This is a genomic window from Mesorhizobium sp. B2-4-19, from assembly GCF_006441315.1.
GTDB lineage: Bacteria > Pseudomonadota > Alphaproteobacteria > Rhizobiales > Rhizobiaceae > Mesorhizobium.
The window spans coordinates 251107-268463 of the sequence record NZ_VFUV01000001.1 but is presented as its reverse complement, the minus strand read 5'-3'; the positions used below and the strand labels follow the sequence as shown (position 1 = coordinate 268463).

Here is a 17357-nt window from a genome sequence, read left to right as displayed (position 1 = left end):
GATGGCGGTCTATACCGACGTTGCGGAGGGCGAACTCGGCGCTTTCCTGAAGCAGTATCCGGTCGGCGATCTGCTGTCCTACAAAGGCATCGCCGAAGGCACGGAAAACTCAAACTTCCTGCTGCACACCTCCAGCGGCTCCTACATACTGACGCTCTACGAGAAGCGCGTCGAGAAGGCGGATCTGCCGTTTTTCCTCGGGCTGATGGGCCATCTCGCCAACAAGGGCGTGTCCTGCCCGCTGCCGGTGACCGCGCATGACGGCAGCGTCATCGGCACGCTGGCCGGCCGGCCGGCGGTCATCATCACCTTTCTCGAAGGGCTTTCGCTGCGGCGGCCGGCGGCGACGCACTGCGCCGAGGTCGGCAAGGCACTGGCCGCCTTGCACCTGGCCGGTGCCGATTTTCCGATGACCCGCCCGAATGCGCTCGCCATCGACGGTTGGCGCAAGCTGTGGCACGCGGCCCGCGACCGGGCCGACGAGGTCGAGCCAGGCCTGGCGGCCGAGGTCGACGCCGACTTCGCCGATTTCGCGCGCAACTGGCCCAAAGGCCTTCCGGCAGGCATCATCCATGCCGATCTGTTTCCGGACAACGTCTTCTTCCTGGGCGAAAAACTGTCCGGCCTGATCGACTTCTATTTCGCCTGTGACGACCTCTATGCCTACGACGTCGCCACCTGCCTCAACGCCTGGTGTTTCGAGAAGGATTTCTCATTCAACCTCACCAAGGGCAAGGCACTGCTCGCCGGCTATCAGAGCGTGCGCCCGCTGAGCGAAGAGGAAAAGGCGGCACTGCCCATGCTGGCTCGCGGTTCGGCCCTGCGTTTCATGCTGACCCGGCTTTACGACTGGCTGACCGTTCCCGATGGCGGCCTGGTCATGAAACGCGACCCGACCGAATATATCAGGCGGATGCGGTTCCATCGGGCGATCAAATCTGCTTCGGAATATGGATTGGCCTGATATGGGGTGTCATGAGCAAACAGGTTGAAATCTTCACCGACGGCGCCTGTTCGGGCAATCCCGGCCCTGGTGGCTGGGGTGCCATCCTGCGCTTCAACGGCAACACCAAGGAGCTCTCCGGCGGCGAGGCCGAAACGACCAACAACCGCATGGAGTTGCTGGCGGCCATATCGGCGCTGAATGCGCTGAAGGAGCCATGCACGGTCGAGCTTCACACCGACAGCAAATATGTCATGGACGGCATTTCCAAATGGATCCATGGCTGGAAGAAGAACGGCTGGAGGACCGCCGACAAGAAGCCGGTCAAGAACGGCGAGCTGTGGCAGGCGCTGGATGAAGCCAACCGACGCCACAAGGTCACCTGGAACTGGGTGAAGGGCCATGCCGGCCACACCGAGAACGAACGCGCCGACGAGCTCGCGCGGGAAGGAATGGCGCCGTTCAAGAAGGGCTCCTTCAAGCCGGCGGTATCAGCGCCGAAGCCGGATGCCCAGCCGAAGCAGTCGGTGGCCACGAAAGCGCGTCGGTCGACCCAGAGCTATTGAGTTCCGGCGGCCGGGTCCACGTCCAGGCAGGAACCTCGATCGTGCCGATCCTCTACTATGTCACGCATCCCCAGGTTCAGATTGATGCCGCCATTCCCGTGCCGGAATGGGGGCTGTCCGACGTCGGGCGGGCGAGAGCCGTTGCCATGCTCGATCAGCCATGGGTCGGTGCGGTCCGGCGCATCGTGTCGTCGGGCGAACGCAAGGCAATAGAGACGGCCGAAATCCTGGCAAGCCATCTCCGCCTTGCGGTCGAGGTCAGGGAGCAGACGCACGAGAATGACCGCTCCGCGACCGGCTTCCTGCCGCCGCCGGAGTTCGAAGCGGTCGCTGAGCAGTTCTTCGCCAACCCGCGCGAAAGCATTCGCGGGTGGGAGCGGGCCATCGATGCTCAGAACCGTATCGTGAGCGAGGTCACAGTCGTGCTCGACGGCAATGACGCCGATGACATTGCATTTGTGGGCCATGGAGGCGTTGGAACGCTCCTGCTGCTGTCCCTCAGCGGGCGGGAGATCAGCCGCGAGGCGGACCAACCGGCCGGCGGCGGCAACTATTTTGCCTACGATATCGGCGCCCGCCGCCTCATCCATGGATGGCGGCCGATCGACAGGCTGGAACAGCCTTAGACTCTCAGCGTATCAGCAGCGCCGTGCCCCAAAGTCCGAGCGCGAAGACCGTGTGCGCCACCAGGTTCAGCGCCCGGATCCGCATCGGATCGGGCCGCTTCGAAGCTGCCCATCCGGCACCCATGCCGGGCGCCAGCAGGAACCAACCGGCGCCGACGGTGACGATCCCAAGGATAAAGGCCGGCAGGAAGGTCGGCGCGGCAAGCCAGCCCGTTCCAGCCAGCACGACCAGGATGATGGCGTAGACGATGCCGACGAAATAGTGAAACGCCCAGCCAAGCGCCACTTCGTGCGCGTAGGGTGCCGCGTCGCCGATATCATCGTGAAACACCTTGTCGGTGAGATGCCAGACCCAGCGACCGACCGGTCCCCAGTTCGGCCGTGGCTGGCCAAACGCCTTGTGGAGCAGGATGGCCCAGAGATCCATCAGCACCGTGGCGCCGATGCCGATCACGACGGCGCGCCAGAAGACGTCAAACATCGTTGGGATCCCCCCGAAGACCGGCAGTTCTGGGGTGCAAGCGGTCCTCGGGCGAGGCTAGCCTTGCGGCCTCGCCCGACGCGACCGTTGAAGCCTAGAGCTGTCCGAGAATATGAGCGGCGCCGGACTCGTCGACGCCGGACTTGGTCTCGACATTGATCGCGGTGACCTTGCCGTCGTCGACGATCATCGAAAACCGCTTCGAGCGCAGGCCCATGCCGGCGGCGGAAAGGTCGTTGTCGAGGCCGACCGCCTTGGCGAAATCGCCGCTGCCGTCGGCGAGGAACAGGATCTTGCCCTCACCGCCGGTGAAGCGCGCCCATGCGCCCATGACATGGACGTCGTTGACCGACACGACGGCGATGGTGTCGACGCCGCGGGCCAGGATGGCGTCATGGTTTTCGAGATAGCCGGGCAGATGGTTGTTGCTGCAGGTCGGCGTGAAGGCGCCGGGAACACCGAACAGGACCACTTTCTTGCCCGGAAAAATCTCGGCTGAGGTGATCGTCTTGGCGCCGTCGTCGGTCATCGTCTTGAAGGTTACTTCGGGCAGCTTGTCGCCGACGGAAATGGTCATGAGTTCCTCGCTTGGGGAATGGGAAGGAAGGAAGGAAGGATGCATGCTTGCGTAGCGAACTCGGCGGCGTCCTGCAACCGTTCGGGCAAGCTGGATCAAGGGAAAGGCAGCAGCCCTTGGACGGCGCCGGCCGAGCTCGTCAGCGTGTAGTGAAGTCCGCCATCCGTTGGCGTTGTCGAGGGGCGGTCGAGGATCGGCACGGTGAAGATCAGCTTGCCGTCCTTTTCGCTGCGGGAAGGGGCGCCGAACATGTAATTCCGCTCGCCGGCGACGAAGAAATCCGCCGCGTCGGGGTCACCGGGAAAACTCGCCTCGACAACCAGCGTCTCGTGATCGCCCGGCAGGACATTGATGCCGAAATCCGATCTCGCGGGCGCCGGCAACGCTGCGAAACTGGCCTTCACCAGCGCTGCATCGTCCGCATTGTCGGGGTCGGAACCAGGGTCGACCGTCAGCCGCGTCTGCACCGGTATGCAGATCGTTTCGCAAATGCCGAGGAAGACGTCGGCGTCGATGACGGCCGAGTCCTTCGCTGCCGACAATTTGAACACCACCGGCAGCGAAACCGGATAGTTGTAGCCTGCCCATTTGCCATAACCATCGTCATGGCGTTGGGGTGCCGGAAACGAGAGTGTGGCATTGGCAATATTGGTGCTGGCCGAAACATCGAGCTGCGGCGGCACACCGGCATCGCCCGGATCACGCCAATAGGTCTTCCAGCCCGGCTTGAGCGCGATGTCGAGAACACCCTGGATGCGGCCGGCCTCGTCGGGTTTGCCCGATGTCACCAGCCGAACTTTGCCGCCTTCGCTGTTGTACCAGGCGGACGAGGAGGCGGAGGCGGGGAGAACGCTCGCCGACCCGATGGCGGCGCCGAGCAGCAGGATTTTCAAGCTTTGCATGGTGGTGATTTGATCGTCAGTTCGTGGCGGTGCAATGATTTCATCGCCCTGCCGGCATCATATTTGCGTGACCCATGGTGGCAAGCCATGGCGGCCTGGGCACCATGGGCTTTGGTCGAATCCGGCGCGGCGCATCTTTTCGGCGCCCGGGAAACACGGTACCCTTCTGCCATGGATTTGTTGCGCCACAAAAAGACGGCTGCTGGACGCGGCTTTCTCGACGATCAGTTCCTGATTGCCATGCCCGGCATGAAGGACGATCGTTTCACGCGCTCGGTCATCTACGTCTGCGCGCACAGCGATGAAGGCGCGATGGGCCTGATCATCAACCAGACGCAGCAGATGCTGTTTCCGGATCTGTTGGTGCAACTCGGCATCATGAACGAGCAGGAGGCGATCCGCCTGCCGGCGCAGGCGCGCGATTTCGTCGTGCGCAATGGCGGGCCTGTCGATCGCAGCCGGGGCTTCGTCTTGCATTCTGGCGACTACCGCGTGGAATCGTCGCTGACCGTTTCCGACGATATCTGCCTGACCGCGACGGTTGATATATTGCGCGCCATATCGTCCGGCCGCGGCCCGCGTCACGCGCTGATGGCGCTCGGCTATTCCGGATGGGGCGCCGGCCAACTGGAAACCGAGATCGCCGAGAATGGCTGGCTGACCTGTCCAGCCAGCTCCGAACTTCTCTTCGACACCGACATCGAGCGCAAATACGATCGCATCCTCGCCTCGATCGGCATCGACCTCGCCCATCTCAGCCTGGCCGCCGGACACGCGTAACTCGCAGGCATTCGAGATTGGCCGAAGCCGCCCCCCACCCACCTTCGGTCGCGACGCGCCTGAACCCAATCAGGCCTGCGTCAGCGGATACTGTTCCTTCAACGTCTTCAGCACCTGGTCGCCCGGCATCGGCGCGCCGAACATGAAGCTCTGCACGTATTCGCAGCCCATCTGGCGCAGTTCTAGCGCATCGCGTTCGTCCGAGATGCCCTCGGCGACCACCGACAGGCCGAGCTCATGCGCCATGTTGACCATGGATTTGAGCAGCACGGCGCGCTTCGGCGTGCTGTCATCGACAAAGCTCTTGTCGATCTTGATCGTGTCGAACGGGAACCGTGTCAGATAGGCGAGCGATGAATAGCCCGTGCCGAAATCGTCCAGTGACAGGCCGATGCCGAGCTGTTTCAGCTTGGTCAGCACATGGGCGGTCTGCTCGGGATTGTCCATCACCAGCGACTCGGTGAGCTCGAGCCGGAAGCAGCGCGGCTTCAGATTGGCCCGCGCGATGACCGAGCGGACATCGCTGACCAGGTCGCGGCGGATCAGCTGGCGGCTGGACAAATTGACCGAGACCGACAGCGGGGCGTCGCCGATCTGCTTTTGCCATCCGGCCAGGTCCTCGGCGGCCTGCTGCATGGCGAACAGCCCGAGCTGCACGATCAGCCCGCAGCTTTCGGCGACCGGAATGAAATCCGCCGGCGGGATCATGCCGCGGCGCGGATGGTCCCAGCGCAGCAAGGCCTCGAAGCCGGCGACGCTGCCGTCCTCCAGTCGCACGATCGGCTGGTAGGCCAGCGTGAATTCGCGCCGCTCGATGGCGCGCCGCAGGTCGGATTCGAACTGCAGCCGGTCGGTGCCGACGGTACGGAAGGCCGGGCGGAACGGCTCGATCCTGTCGCCACCAAAACGCTTGGCCTGGTGCATGGCAAGCTCGGCGTCCTTGACCATGTCCTCGGCCGAAGTCTGCGCCGAGGTCCAGGTGATCAGGCCGATCGAGGCGGTCAGCACGATCTCGCGCTTGGCGAAGGTGATCGGGTTGTTGATCGCATGCTTGATGGCGTCCGCCACGCCGGCGATGCGGGCAGGGTCCTGTTCGGACAAAAGCATCAGCGCGAACTGGTCGCCGGCAAAGCGCGACAGCGAATCCTTCGGCTTCAGCAGCCGGTGCAGGCGGCGCGCAATGGTGAGCAGGATGGTGTCGCCGGCCGAGATGCCGAGCCCGTCATTGACCTGCTTGAAGCGGTCGATGTCGATGACGAAGACGGTCGGACGCACCTTCTCTTCGGTGCGGGCGATCGAGATGATCGCTTCCAGCCGGTTCATGAACAATTCGCGGTTCGGCAGGCCGGTCAGATTGTCGTGCACGGCGTCGTGCAGCAGCCGCTCCTCGGACTTCTTCTGCTCGGTGACGTCGACCATGGTGCCGACGCAGCGGATGACCTCGCCGTCCGATCCGATGACGGGCCGTGCCCGCAAGGCGAACCAGTGATAGTGCCCGTCGGCGCCGCGCAGGCGGAAATTCTGCGCCACCCGGCCGCGGCGGTGCTCGAGCACCACGTCGAGCGTCGTGCGGAACGTGTCGCGGTCGTCGGCATGCAGCACTGGCAGCCAGTTGCGCGCCGCACCCCCAAGGCTGTTGGGCGCCAAGCCAAGCTGGATGCTGACGTCGGGCTTGGTGACGACGCGGTCGCGCAGCACGTCCCAGTCCCACACCGTGTCGCCCGACCCGGCAACGGCCAGCGCCTGGCGTTCGAGGTCGGAGAACAGCCCCTGATGCAGTGCACCGCCGGCAAAGGCGTGCTGCATGACGGTGAAGCCGATGAGCAGGATGATCAGGATCAACCCGCCGCCAAGCGCCGGCTGGGCGATGTCGTTGTCGAGCATGCCGGTGATCGCCATCCACGACCCGCACAGCCACAACAGCACCATGACCCAACTGGGCACCAGCATGATGGCGCGGTCATAACCACGAATGCCGAGGAAGATGATCAGGCCGAGCCCGGTCAACGCGGTGGCGGCAAAGGAGATACGGGCGATGCCGGCGGCGACCGCCGGATCGACGATGGCCACGCCTGCAATCAGCACCAGCCCGAGGATCCAGACCAGCGCGCCATAGCTGAAATGGCCGTGCCAGCGGTTGAGGTTGAGATAGGCGAACAGGAAGACCACGAAGGTCGCCGCAAGCGCCACCTCCGTTCCCGCCCGCCACATCTGCTCGTTGCCGGGCGAGATCTCGATGACCTTGTTGAGGAAGCCGAAATCGACGCAGATATAGGCAAGCACCGCCCAGGCAAGGGCCGCCGTCGCCGGGAACATCGAGGTTCCCTTGACCACGAAAAGGATGGTCAGGAACAGCGCCAGAAGGCCTGCAATGCCGATGACGATGCCGCGAAACAGCGTGTAGGAATTGACCGAGTCCTTGTAGGCCTCCGGCTCCCACAGATAGACCTGCGGCAGCTTGGGCGAGGCGAGTTCGGCGATGAAGGTGATCACCGTTCCCGGGTTCAGTGTCACCCGGAACACATCGGCGTCGGGGCTGGTCTGGCGGTCGAGCGCGAAGCCCTCGCTGGGCGTGATCGCGGCAATGCGGGTGGCGCCAAGATCGGGCCAGAAGATGCCGGAATTGACCAGCCGGAAATGCGGCGCCACGATCAGCCTGTCGAGCTGCTGGTCCGTGGTGTTGGCCAGCGCGAACACTGCCCAGTCGCCGGTCGAGCGCGCGTCCTTGGCCTCGACCTCGATGCGCCGCACGATGCCGTCGGGCCCGGGCGCGGTCGATACCTGGAAGTTCTCACCCTGGTTGCGGTAGATCTCGAAGGCGCGCGACAGGTCGAGCGCGACGTCGTCGCGGGCAATCTTGATCGGTTCGACGGCAAAGGCCGACGAAGCCGCGCACAGCGTCAGGATTGCCGCGAGGACAAAGGCGAACAGCGGCCCGTTTCGCAGGAAATTCGTCAAAAATCAGTCCTTCGTTCCTGCGTCCAGCGGATCGTCCGCGATCCGGGCGTAGAGGTAATGGTCCTGCCAGATGCCGTTGATCCTGAGATAGGATCGTAACAGTCCTTCGCGCCGGAATCCGGCTTTTTCAAGCACGCGGATCGACCGGACGTTGTCGGGAATACAGGCCGCTTCGATCCGGTGCAACCTCAGCGTATCGAAGGCGAAGCGGGCCACGACCTTGACCGCGTCGGTCATCAGGCCGCGGCCGCCGAAGCGCTCGCCGATCCAGTAGCCGACATGGCCGCTTTGCGAGACACCGTGGCGTATGTTGCCGAGCGTGATGCCGCCGGCCAGCTTGCCGCTCGACTTCTCGAAGATGAAGAAGGCGATCGCGGTTCCCTGCGCATAGTCTTCGCGATAGCGGCTGATGCGCAGGCGCCAAGCCGTGCGGTCGAGCTCGTCGGGGGTCCAGCGCGGCTCCCACGGCTCCAGGAAGGCCCGGCTTTCGCCGCGCAATGTCGACCATTCCCGATAGTCATTGGTGTATGGCACGCGCAGCGTGACGAGATTGCCCTTCAGCGCCGGCAGGTCACGGCGAAAGAAAGGGAGCGCGAACACGGCGCTTTGGGGACTTAGACGGCGAGCCTGCGGGCCGTGGTCTGCGTGCCCGGAAGCGAATCGAGGATCGCCTCATATGGTGCCAGCGTACCCACGGGCCCGACAGCGGTAAGCGTCGGCTTGGTCGAGAACATCCGCGACGACAGGTCGGTCAGCCGCTCCACCGTCAGCGCCGACAGGCGCTCCATCAATTCCTCCTTGGCGATCGGCCTGCCGAACAAAAGCAGTTGCCTCGCGATCTGCGAGGCGCGGCTGGCCGGGCTTTCGGCGGACATGATCAGCCCGGCGCGATACTGGGCGCGGGCGCGGTCGAGTTCTTCCTGCAGGATGTTCTCGCCCGCCTTCTGCAACTCGTCGATGATGACAGGCACGAGTTCGGCGATGTCGCTCTGGCCCGTCGCGGCGTGGACGCCGAAAATGCCGGTGTCGGAAAAGCCCCAGTGAAAGGCATAGACCGAATAACACAGGCCGCGTTTCTCGCGGACTTCCTGGAACAGGCGCGACGACATGCCGCCGCCGAGGATCATCGACAGCACCTGCGAGGCGTAGAAGTCGCGCACATGGTAGGCGCGGCCTTCGAAGCCCAGCACGATCTGTGCATCCATCAGGTCGCGGTCCTCGCGGAAATCGCCGCCGACATATTGTGCATATTGCGGGATGGTGCTGTCAGCCTTGCTGCGGAAACCGCCGAGCTGCTTCTCCACCTCGCGCACGAAATTGTCGTGCTTGATGTCGCCGGCGGCCACGATCACCATCCGTTCGGCGCCATATTGGCGTTCGATGAAATCATGCAACTGCTTGGAAGTAAAGGATTTGACGGTGTCCGGCGTGCCCAGGATCGAGCGGCCGATGGTCTGGTGGCGAAAGGCCGTCTCGGTGAAACGGTCGAAGACGATATCGTCTGGCGTATCGTGCGCGGCGCCGATCTCCTGCAGGATGACGTGCTGCTCGCGCTCGAGCTCCTGCGGGTCGAATTCCGACTCCTGCAGGATGTCAGCGAGAATGTCGACGGCCAGCGGCACGTCGTCGGACAGCACCCTGGCGTAGTAGGAGGTGGTCTCGACACTGGTGGCGGCGTTGATCTCGCCGCCGACATCCTCGATTTCCGAGGCGATTTCGAAGGCCGTCCGCCGCTTCGTGCCCTTGAACGCCATGTGCTCGAGCAGATGGGCCATGCCATGCTCTTCGTCACGCTCGTTGCGGGCACCGGACTTGACCCAGGCACCCAAGGCAACCGATTCGATACTTGGAAGGGTTTCGGTGGCGACTGTCAGGCCGTTCGACAGACGGCTTACCTCAACACCCATATGGCTCGTACTCCCTAACGCGCCGCTCGCGCACGGCGGCTGACGTAATCTTCCACCATTTTCAGGTCGGATGGAAGTACCGTGTATTTTTCCTCAAATGTCATCAATCCACCTAGCCATGCGGGCAGGGCCGGCGAGACACCGCTGGCGGCCTCGACTGCGGCTGGAAATTTTGCCGGATGGGCGGTGCCCAGCACCACCATCGGCACGGCGCCCGATGCCTTGCCGGCCGCGACATGCATGGCCGCGGCGGTATGCGGATCCAGAAGATAATTGCTGGCTGCGAGCGTCGAACGGATGGTGGCGGCGACCTCGTCCATGGTGGCACGGCCGGCGTCGAATTCGGACCGCATCCCATTGATTTCGCGGGCTTCTATAGTGAAGGCACCGGATTGCTTCAGTCCGTCCATGTAGCGCCGCACGGTCGCCGCGTCGCGGTTGGAGGCCTCGAACAGCAGGCGTTCGAAATTCGACGAAACCTGGATGTCCATCGACGGTGAGGTGGTCGCAAAGACTCCCTTGGTGCGGTACTCGCCGGTGGCGAAGGTGCGCGCCAATATGTCGTTGTCGTTGGTGGCGATGACCAGCCGTTCGATCGGCAGGCCCATGTTCTTGGCGGCATAGCCGGCGAAGATATCGCCGAAATTGCCGGTCGGCACGGTGAACGACACCGGCCTGTCCGGCGCGCCGAGCGACAGGGCCGAGGAGAAATAGTAGACGATCTGGGCCATGATGCGCGCCCAGTTGATCGAATTGACCCCCGACAGCGCCACCCGGTCGCGGAAGGCGTGGTCGTTGAACATGTCCTTGAGCAGTCCCTGGCAGTCGTCGAAATTGCCTTCGATCGCCAGCGCGTGGACATTTTCGGCCTTCGACGTCGTCATCTGGCGCTGCTGCACCGGCGAAACGCGGCCATGCGGGAACAGGATGAAGATGTCGGTGCGGCTGCGCCCGGCAAAGGCGTCGATCGCCGCGCCGCCGGTGTCGCCTGACGTGGCGCCGACGATGGTGGCATGCTGGTCGCGTTCGGCAAGCACATGGTCCATCAGTCGGGCGAGCAGCTGCATCGCCACATCCTTGAATGCCAGCGTCGGCCCATGGAAGAGTTCGAGGACAAACGTGTTGGGACCGGTCTGGACAAGCGGGCAGACCGCCTCGTGACGGAACGTGGCATAGGCTTCGCGCACCAGGCGTTCGAAGACCGGCGCCGGAATTTCGCCGCCAAGGAACGGCGACAGCACGCGGATCGCGAGATCGGGATAGGCAAGGCCACGCATGGCGCGGATCTCGGAAGCTGAAAACCGCGGCCACTCGCGCGGCACGTAAAGCCCGCCGTCGCGCGCCAGCCCCGCCAGCACGGCATCGGAAAATCCAAGCGCGGGTGCTTCCCCGCGCGTACTCACATATTGCATGTCTCAGTCCCGTTGCCGCTTGGCTTTTCCGTTCACCACAAGGTGGTTAATTTCTGTGCCGGCTCCAGTCGCATTTTTGCCGCGCCGTTGATATACGTCACCAGCTTTACGAGAGGGAAGTGCAGTTTCATGGCGTTTCGTACATCAAGTGGCCGCTTTTTGGCGGGTCTTGCGCTCACCGGCTTTATGCTCGCCGCCGCCGGCTGCCAATCGGGCGACAATGGCATCCTTAACCTCGGTTTCGGCAAGAAGGACCCGACGGCGCCTCCGCCTCCGCAGGATCCCAAGATTCTGGCCAGCCAGCTGAACGCCTATTGCCCGCGGGTGACGGTGCGCGACGGCACGGCCTTTTTCAACACCTATGCCAACGAGGTCAAGAAGGCCAAGCCGAAGCTCAAGAAGACCGGCGATGCCGCCGCGGACGCCGCGGCCCAGGCAGCGGCTGACGCCGCCGCTGCCACACCGCCTGATGATTCCGCGAGGATCATCTACCAGGCGTCGATTTCCGACGTGACCCGCGATTGCAGCCGCGCCGACGGACAGCTGACGATGAAGATCGCGGTTGCCGGCAAGATCGTGCCGGGAGCGAAGTTTACGCCCGGCACCATCACCATGCCGATCCGCACCGCGGTGATGCACGGCACCGACGTGCTTTACTCGCAGATTCACCAGTACCAGGTCCAGGTCACCGATCCGTCGGTCGCCACCCAGTTCGTCTTCACCGATTCCAATGTCGTCGTGCCGGCACCGACGGCGCAGGATTATCAGGTCTATGCCGGCTATGACGAAACCGCGCCGAAGGCGACGACGGACAAGCCGAAGAAGACTCGAAGGAAGAAGCCCGCCGCGGCGAACTGAGCGGTCATCGATACAGCGTGCGCCCAGCCGGGCGCGCGTCTCAGGCGTCGGCCGACCATTCCGACAGCGCCGCGATGACGCTTTTCAGCTCTGCCCAGCGGCGGATCACCGTTTCGGCGCCGGCCTCGGTCAGCGCGTCGGCATGGCCGGGATAGGTGTGACTGGCGCCGGTGAAGCCGATCACCCGCATGCCGGCTGCCCTGGCGCCAGCGACGCCGTGCACGGAATCCTCGATGACGAAAGTGTTCGCTGGGTTCGCGCCGAGTCTTTCCGCCGCGAACAGGAACACCTCCGGCGCGGGTTTGGTTTTTTTGCTCGGTATTTCCCGTGCCGAGAAGATGCGGCCGGCGAAGAACGGCAGCAGGTGCACTTTCTCCAGCATGAATTCTATCCGCTCCGAGCGTGAGTTGGAGCAGATACAGCGTTGCGCCGTGACCGATACGACCGCTTCGCGCACGCCCTCGATGGCACGCACATCGCTACGCAGTTTGCGGTCGACGAGCTCTTCGGCGCGGTCGATCAGCGACGCCTGGAACGGAATCTTGGACTTCTCCTCGATCCGCATCAATATGTCCTTGAACGTCAGACCCGCATAACTTTCGCCAATCTCCTCGGCCGAGATTTCATATCCGGCGAGCGTTATCAGCTCGGCCTCGACCCGCGCGGCGATGATTTCGGAATCGACGAGCACGCCGTCGCAATCGAAGATGACAAGGTCTGGCTGGGGCATGGTGATCCGGACAAGGAAAGGATGAAGCGGCCGTGAGAGCCTCGGGCGGCGCGGCATACACCAATGGTCCGGCCTTCGCAAACCTGGCAGGCCTATCCGCGAGCCTTCACCGAATATTTACGCTGATCGGTAACCATAACGGGGAGTAAACAGTAACGCGTGCCTTGGGTGTAAAAATGTCTGCCGTGCGTCTTCTCCACGAGTTGTCCCACGCTCCCCAGCAATCCGAATGGCTGGACACGATCCTCAAGGGCGACTGCGTCGCGGCCCTCGACCGGCTTCCGGAAAAATCGATCGACGTCATCTTCGCCGATCCCCCCTACAATCTGCAGCTCGACGGCGATCTGCACCGCCCCGACCAGTCCAAGGTCGACGCGGTCGACGATCACTGGGACCAGTTCGAGAATTTCGAGGCCTACGATGCCTTCACCCGCGCCTGGCTTTTGGCGGCGCGCCGCGTGCTGAAGCCCAACGGCACCATCTGGGTCATCGGCTCTTATCACAACATCTTCCGGGTCGGCGCCAAGATGCAGGACCTGGGCTTCTGGATCCTCAACGACGTGGTCTGGCGCAAGACCAATCCGATGCCGAATTTCCGTGGGCGCCGTTTCCAGAACGCGCATGAGACGATGATCTGGGCTTCCCGGGACCAGAAGGGCAAGGGCTACACCTTCAACTACGAGGCGTTGAAGGCATCCAACGACGATATCCAGATGCGTTCGGACTGGCTGTTCCCCATCTGCACCGGCGGCGAGCGGCTGAAGAACGACAATGGCGACAAATTGCACCCGACGCAGAAGCCGGAGGCGCTGCTCGCCCGCATCATGATGGCCTCGACCAAGCCGGGCGACATCGTGCTCGACCCTTTCTTCGGCTCCGGCACGACGGGTGCGGTCGCCAAACGCCTCGGTCGCCATTTCGTCGGCATCGAGCGCGAGCAGGCCTATATCGATGCCGCCAATGAACGCATCGATGCGGTGCGGCCGCTGGAGGATGCCGATTTGACGGTATTGACCGGCAAGCGCGCCGAGCCGCGCGTTGCCTTCGTCAGCCTTCTCGACACCGGGCTGATGCAGCCGGGCGTCACGCTGTACGACGCCAAGAAGCGCTGGGCGGCCAAGGTGCGCGCCGACGGCACGGTGGCGATCGGCGACAGCGCTGGTTCGATCCACAAGATCGGCGCCGAAGTGCAAGGCCTGGACGCCTGCAATGGCTGGACCTTCTGGCATTATGAGCGCAGCGGCGGACTGACCCCGATCGACGAGCTGCGCCGCATCGCCCGTCTCGGCATGGAACGGGCAGGGGGCTGACCCCTGCTGAATTATCGCGTATCACGTTGAATCAAAATCTCAGCGGATCGCCGCAAGCGATTCAGATCGCGCCTTGATTCCCAAGCGTTCAAGATCTGCTTGAAGCGTCCTGGCATCGATGAACAGCACGGCTTGCCAGCCCGCGGCCTGGGCGCCGTCGACATTCTTCTGGCTGTCGTCGATGAACAGCGTCGCCGAGGGTTCGAGCCCGAACGCGGCCACGTGATGGTCGTAAATGTCACGATCCGGCTTGATCATGCCGATCTCGCCGGAGATGGTCACCCCGCGCGGACGATTGAGGAAATCGAAGCGTTCGCGGGCTTCCGCCAAAGTGTCGGAGGCAAAATTGGTCAGCATGGTCACATCATGGCCGCTCTCGATCAAGCCGAGCATGATGGCGACGCTGTCGTCATAGGCATGCGGCACCATGTCGTGCCAGTGGCGGCGGAAATTGCGGATGTTTTCCGTGTGATCGGGATGCTCAGCGATCAAAAGCGCCTCGGCCTCTTCCCAGGTCCGCCCGCGATCCTGCTCGATGTTCCAGTCATGCGTGCAGACATTGTCGAAGAACCACTTCCTCTCTTCGGCATCGGGAATGAGGCGGCTGAACGGAATGTTGGGGTCGTAGTGGATCAGCACGCGGCCGATGTCGAACACGATATGGCGAATCTCGCTCATGAAACCTCTTTCAATGCGGGCGTTGCTTTTTGGTCGCGCCGGGTATCGCAGCCTCGATTGCCTTTTTCATGACGGTGGGCAGGGCCTCACCGGAAATTTCGTGGGCCAGCGACCAGAAATGCCCTTCCGGCGCTTCACCTTTGATGTGAGCGTGAAAGACTTCGAGCTCGAGCGCGAAATGGGTGAAGACATGCGTGATTGTCCCGGCGCGCCGCCAATCGCCGGGAAAGGGCGCTGCCGCCTGCGTGGTGGCTCCGTCCACCCGCGCGGTCCAGCCCGTTGTCGGCACCTCGGTCATGCCGCCAAGCAAACCTTTCTCCGGCCGTTTGCGCAGAAGAATGGCACCATCCTCACGCATGGCGACGAAAGCAGCGCCGCGTCGCTGCGATTTGTCGGCTTTGGGCAGCCGCACCGGGAAGTTTTCAGGGTCGCCCGAAACGACGGCACTACAGCTTTCGCGCAGCGGGCACAGCATGCAGCGCGGCCGGCGCGGGGTGCAGATCGTGGCGCCGAGATCCATCATCGCCTGGGCGAAATCGCCCGGCCTCGCCGCCGGCACCATGGCCTCGACATGGGCGCGTATCTCGGTCTTGGCTTCGCTCAGCGGCGTGGTGATCGAAAACAGCCTCGATATGACGCGTTCGACATTGCCGTCGACCACGGCGGCGGGGCAGTCGAAAGCGATCGCCGTGATCGCCGCAGAGGTGTAGGCGCCGATGCCGGGCAGGTCTCTCAAACCGGCCTCGGTGTCGGGAAACCGGCCGCCACGCGCCGCCACTAGGTCGGCGCATGTCTTGAGGTTGCGGGCGCGGGAGTAATAGCCGAGCCCCGCCCAGGCCTTCATGACGTCCTCCGTCGGTGCCGCTGCCAGTGCCTCGACATCGGGCCATTTCTCGACAAAGACGCGGAAATAGGATTTCACCGCCTCGACCGTGGTCTGCTGCAGCATGACTTCGGACAACCAGATGCGGTAGGGGTCGGGCCGCACGCCGCGTGCATGCTCGCGCGGGCTCACCCGCCACGGCAACTCACGATGATGCACGTCGTACCAGGCGAGCAGGCGCGGCGCCATATCGTCGGGCATCCTCGTGCGTGTCTGGGCCTTGCGGGTCTGGTCTGCTGGTGCCATTGATCGTGTATTGGCCTGGCCGGTAATCTGCTGGGGTCGTGGCTGGAGAACGTACATGGCAGGGAGAACGCCCTACGGCAATCCCGTCCCGGTAAGCGATCTTGCCACCAAAATCCTCGACCCCGTGCTGCGCAAGCGGGCAGGCATCTCGATTGGTCTCGTCCAGTCCTGGGAAGAGATCGCCGGGCCGCGCCTCGCCAGCCGCTCGCGACCTGAGAAAATCCAGTGGCCGCGCCGCCTGCATGAGGACGATCCGTTCGAGCCGGCGGTATTGGTCATTGCCTGCGAAGGCATGGCGGCACTTCATCTGCAGCACGAGACCGGCGAGATCATCAACCGGGTCAACGCCTTCCTCGGCTTTACGGCAATAGGCCGCGTCAGGATCGTGCAAAAACCGGTGACGACGGACAAGGGACGGCCTAAACCGACCTTCAGGCCATTGACGGCTGCGGAGCAGGCCAGATTGTCCAGTACGGTTGGACTGATCGAGGATGACGGGCTGCGCGCCTCGCTGGAAAGGCTTGGCGCAACCATTTTGGGTGAAAGGAAGTCAAAAACCCCTTGAAGACAGTCATGGATTTGTCGTCAACATCTCGCATTCGTGATCGCCCTAGTCAGGTTTCGCGATTGGATTGGGGATGGAGATGCCTTAATTCGCGCCAACTCTCGCCTTTTCGTGCCTTTGCATTGCAAAATTCAAACCTTGTCAGGTGATTCGTATGAACCGTCCTCCGTTCGGCAAAAGTCTGTCTCGCAGAAACGTCCTGTCTTCGCTGGCTGCCATTCCGGCGGTGGCCCTGCTTGCCGCCTGCAGCGACTCCGGAGAACAGGCCAAGGCGGCGGATGTGAAGCCCGCGGACCCGGCCGCCCCCGCGAAGCCGGCCACGCCGGCTGCCGCTCAGGTTCCCGAGTCCCAGGGCAATGTCGACATGGCGGAACTGCTGAAGCCGGGCGCATTGCCCGACAAGCAGCTTGGCAAGGATGACGCCAAGGTCACCATCGTGGAATACGCCTCGATGACCTGCCCGCATTGCGCGCATTTCGCCGAAACCACATTCCCGGACCTGAAGACGAAGTATATCGACACCGGCAAGGCGCGCTATATCCTACGCGAATTCCCGTTCGATCCGAGCGCGGAAGCCGGTTTCATGCTGGCGCGCTGCGCCAAGGATAACTATTTCCCGATGGTGGACGTGCTGTTCAGGCAGCAGGCGAACTGGGTTGGCGTGTCGAACACCAAGGATGCGCTGCTGCAAATCTCGAAGCTCGCCGGTTTTACACAGGAGTCCTTCGAGGCCTGCTTGACGGACCAGAAACTTCTGGACGATGTGAGATCGGTCCAGAAGCGCGGCGCCAATGAATTCAAGGTCGACTCGACACCGACCTTCTTCATCAACGGTAAGACCTACAAAGGGGCGATGTCGATTGAGGAAATGTCGGCCATCATCGACCCTCTGCTCTGACGCTTGCTCAGCGCTGAAGCGGCAGCGCTTCGGCGTG

General features: G+C 63.2%; 18 protein-coding genes. 8 read left to right on the top strand and 10 right to left on the bottom strand.

The genetic code is table 11. The features are described 5' to 3' along the window. Position 1: 1 nt before the first annotated feature. Genes FJ546_RS01225 through FJ546_RS01215 form a run of 3 tightly spaced genes read left to right on the top strand, consistent with a single transcriptional unit; the run spans position 2 to position 2135 of the window. On the top strand, positions 2-964 hold the full coding sequence (locus FJ546_RS01225; protein WP_140887450.1) for a homoserine kinase: 963 nt from the start codon (positions 2-4) through the stop codon (positions 962-964). Positions 965-975: 11 nt separating this feature from the next. Further along, positions 976-1509 (top strand): ribonuclease HI, encoded by a 534-nt coding sequence (gene rnhA, locus FJ546_RS01220; RefSeq protein ID WP_140887449.1) that lies wholly within the window; start codon positions 976-978, stop codon positions 1507-1509. A gap of 41 nt (positions 1510-1550) precedes the next feature. Continuing rightward, on the top strand, positions 1551-2135 hold the full coding sequence (locus FJ546_RS01215; protein ID WP_140887447.1) for a histidine phosphatase family protein: 585 nt from the start codon (positions 1551-1553) through the stop codon (positions 2133-2135). A gap of 4 nt (positions 2136-2139) precedes the next feature. Here the strand turns inward: FJ546_RS01215 and FJ546_RS01210 are convergent, their stop codons facing one another. From FJ546_RS01210 to FJ546_RS01200, 3 genes are all read right to left on the bottom strand, one after another. Further along, positions 2140-2616 (bottom strand): DUF2938 domain-containing protein, encoded by a 477-nt coding sequence (locus FJ546_RS01210; RefSeq protein WP_140887445.1) that lies wholly within the window; start codon positions 2614-2616, stop codon positions 2140-2142. A gap of 94 nt (positions 2617-2710) precedes the next feature. Then, positions 2711-3193 carry a peroxiredoxin gene (locus FJ546_RS01205; RefSeq protein WP_140887443.1) on the bottom strand — a complete coding sequence of 161 codons (483 nt, stop codon included), beginning with the start codon at positions 3191-3193 and terminating at the stop codon, positions 2711-2713. A 95-nt stretch (positions 3194-3288) separates the two neighbouring features. Further along, entirely contained in the window at positions 3289-4095 is an 807-nt protein-coding gene (locus FJ546_RS01200; RefSeq protein ID WP_140887442.1) for a protein-disulfide reductase DsbD domain-containing protein, read from the bottom strand. Between the two features lie 171 nt (positions 4096-4266). On the opposite strand from FJ546_RS01200, the gene FJ546_RS01195 reads away from it, so the two are divergent. Further along, positions 4267-4875: a YqgE/AlgH family protein gene (locus FJ546_RS01195; RefSeq protein ID WP_140887440.1), complete on the top strand. Its 609-nt coding sequence runs from the start codon at positions 4267-4269 to the stop codon at positions 4873-4875. A 69-nt stretch (positions 4876-4944) separates the two neighbouring features. On the opposite strand, the gene FJ546_RS01190 is transcribed toward FJ546_RS01195, so the two are convergent. Genes FJ546_RS01190 through thrC form a run of 4 tightly spaced genes read right to left on the bottom strand, consistent with a single transcriptional unit; the run spans position 4945 to position 11152 of the window. After that, a complete protein-coding gene (locus tag FJ546_RS01190) occupies positions 4945-7833 on the bottom strand; it encodes an EAL domain-containing protein (RefSeq protein ID WP_140887439.1) in 2889 nt (962 codons plus the stop codon). Between the two features lie 3 nt (positions 7834-7836). Further along, positions 7837-8433 (bottom strand): GNAT family protein, encoded by a 597-nt coding sequence (locus FJ546_RS01185; RefSeq protein WP_140887437.1) that lies wholly within the window; start codon positions 8431-8433, stop codon positions 7837-7839. Positions 8434-8447: 14 nt separating this feature from the next. Beyond that, positions 8448-9740 (bottom strand): pitrilysin family protein, encoded by a 1293-nt coding sequence (locus FJ546_RS01180; RefSeq protein WP_010914907.1) that lies wholly within the window; start codon positions 9738-9740, stop codon positions 8448-8450. A gap of 14 nt (positions 9741-9754) precedes the next feature. Then, positions 9755-11152 (bottom strand): threonine synthase, encoded by a 1398-nt coding sequence (gene thrC / locus FJ546_RS01175; RefSeq protein WP_140887435.1) that lies wholly within the window; start codon positions 11150-11152, stop codon positions 9755-9757. 129 nt (positions 11153-11281) lie between these two features. On the opposite strand from thrC, the gene FJ546_RS01170 reads away from it, so the two are divergent. After that, a complete protein-coding gene (locus tag FJ546_RS01170) occupies positions 11282-12010 on the top strand; it encodes a hypothetical protein (RefSeq protein WP_140887434.1) in 729 nt (242 codons plus the stop codon). Between the two features lie 40 nt (positions 12011-12050). Here FJ546_RS01170 and FJ546_RS01165 read toward each other — a convergent pair whose 3' ends face one another. Further along, positions 12051-12740, bottom strand: coding sequence for an HAD family phosphatase (locus FJ546_RS01165; protein WP_140887432.1), 690 nt, complete (start codon positions 12738-12740; stop codon positions 12051-12053). Positions 12741-12916: 176 nt separating this feature from the next. Between FJ546_RS01165 and FJ546_RS01160 the strand changes: the two genes are divergently transcribed. Next, entirely contained in the window at positions 12917-14050 is a 1134-nt protein-coding gene (locus FJ546_RS01160; protein WP_019857009.1) for a site-specific DNA-methyltransferase, read from the top strand. Between the two features lie 39 nt (positions 14051-14089). On the opposite strand, the gene FJ546_RS01155 is transcribed toward FJ546_RS01160, so the two are convergent. Together FJ546_RS01155 and mutY are read right to left on the bottom strand one after the other, a co-directional pair. Then, positions 14090-14728 carry an HAD family phosphatase gene (locus FJ546_RS01155; protein ID WP_140887431.1) on the bottom strand — a complete coding sequence of 213 codons (639 nt, stop codon included), beginning with the start codon at positions 14726-14728 and terminating at the stop codon, positions 14090-14092. Between the two features lie 10 nt (positions 14729-14738). Beyond that, on the bottom strand, positions 14739-15857 hold the full coding sequence (gene mutY, locus FJ546_RS01150) for an A/G-specific adenine glycosylase (RefSeq protein WP_181167767.1): 1119 nt from the start codon (positions 15855-15857) through the stop codon (positions 14739-14741). 55 nt (positions 15858-15912) lie between these two features. On the opposite strand from mutY, the gene FJ546_RS01145 reads away from it, so the two are divergent. Beyond that, positions 15913-16422 carry a DUF721 domain-containing protein gene (locus FJ546_RS01145; protein WP_140887427.1) on the top strand — a complete coding sequence of 170 codons (510 nt, stop codon included), beginning with the start codon at positions 15913-15915 and terminating at the stop codon, positions 16420-16422. 154 nt (positions 16423-16576) lie between these two features. Then, positions 16577-17320 (top strand): DsbA family protein, encoded by a 744-nt coding sequence (locus tag FJ546_RS01140; protein ID WP_095786596.1) that lies wholly within the window; start codon positions 16577-16579, stop codon positions 17318-17320. Positions 17321-17357: the final 37 nt, after the last annotated feature.

What these genes read in the sequence shown, in the direction of transcription:
- FJ546_RS01195 (WP_140887440.1), top strand. Translation starts at nt 4,267, where the DNA reads ATGGATTTGTTGCGCCACAAAAAGACGGCTGCTGGACGCGGCTTTCTC.
- FJ546_RS01225 (WP_140887450.1), top strand. Translation starts at nt 2, where the DNA reads ATGGCGGTCTATACCGACGTTGCGGAGGGCGAACTCGGCGCTTTCCTG.
- mutY (WP_181167767.1), bottom strand. Translation starts at nt 15,857, where the DNA reads ATGGCACCAGCAGACCAGACCCGCAAGGCCCAGACACGCACGAGGATG.
- FJ546_RS01140 (WP_095786596.1), top strand. Translation starts at nt 16,577, where the DNA reads ATGAACCGTCCTCCGTTCGGCAAAAGTCTGTCTCGCAGAAACGTCCTG.
- FJ546_RS01160 (WP_019857009.1), top strand. Translation starts at nt 12,917, where the DNA reads ATGTCTGCCGTGCGTCTTCTCCACGAGTTGTCCCACGCTCCCCAGCAA.
- FJ546_RS01200 (WP_140887442.1), bottom strand. Translation starts at nt 4,095, where the DNA reads ATGCAAAGCTTGAAAATCCTGCTGCTCGGCGCCGCCATCGGGTCGGCG.
- thrC (WP_140887435.1), bottom strand. Translation starts at nt 11,152, where the DNA reads ATGCAATATGTGAGTACGCGCGGGGAAGCACCCGCGCTTGGATTTTCC.
- FJ546_RS01145 (WP_140887427.1), top strand. Translation starts at nt 15,913, where the DNA reads ATGGCAGGGAGAACGCCCTACGGCAATCCCGTCCCGGTAAGCGATCTT.
- FJ546_RS01155 (WP_140887431.1), bottom strand. Translation starts at nt 14,728, where the DNA reads ATGAGCGAGATTCGCCATATCGTGTTCGACATCGGCCGCGTGCTGATC.
- FJ546_RS01205 (WP_140887443.1), bottom strand. Translation starts at nt 3,193, where the DNA reads ATGACCATTTCCGTCGGCGACAAGCTGCCCGAAGTAACCTTCAAGACG.
- FJ546_RS01165 (WP_140887432.1), bottom strand. Translation starts at nt 12,740, where the DNA reads ATGCCCCAGCCAGACCTTGTCATCTTCGATTGCGACGGCGTGCTCGTC.
- FJ546_RS01170 (WP_140887434.1), top strand. Translation starts at nt 11,282, where the DNA reads ATGGCGTTTCGTACATCAAGTGGCCGCTTTTTGGCGGGTCTTGCGCTC.
- FJ546_RS01180 (WP_010914907.1), bottom strand. Translation starts at nt 9,740, where the DNA reads ATGGGTGTTGAGGTAAGCCGTCTGTCGAACGGCCTGACAGTCGCCACC.
- FJ546_RS01210 (WP_140887445.1), bottom strand. Translation starts at nt 2,616, where the DNA reads ATGTTTGACGTCTTCTGGCGCGCCGTCGTGATCGGCATCGGCGCCACG.
- rnhA (WP_140887449.1), top strand. Translation starts at nt 976, where the DNA reads ATGAGCAAACAGGTTGAAATCTTCACCGACGGCGCCTGTTCGGGCAAT.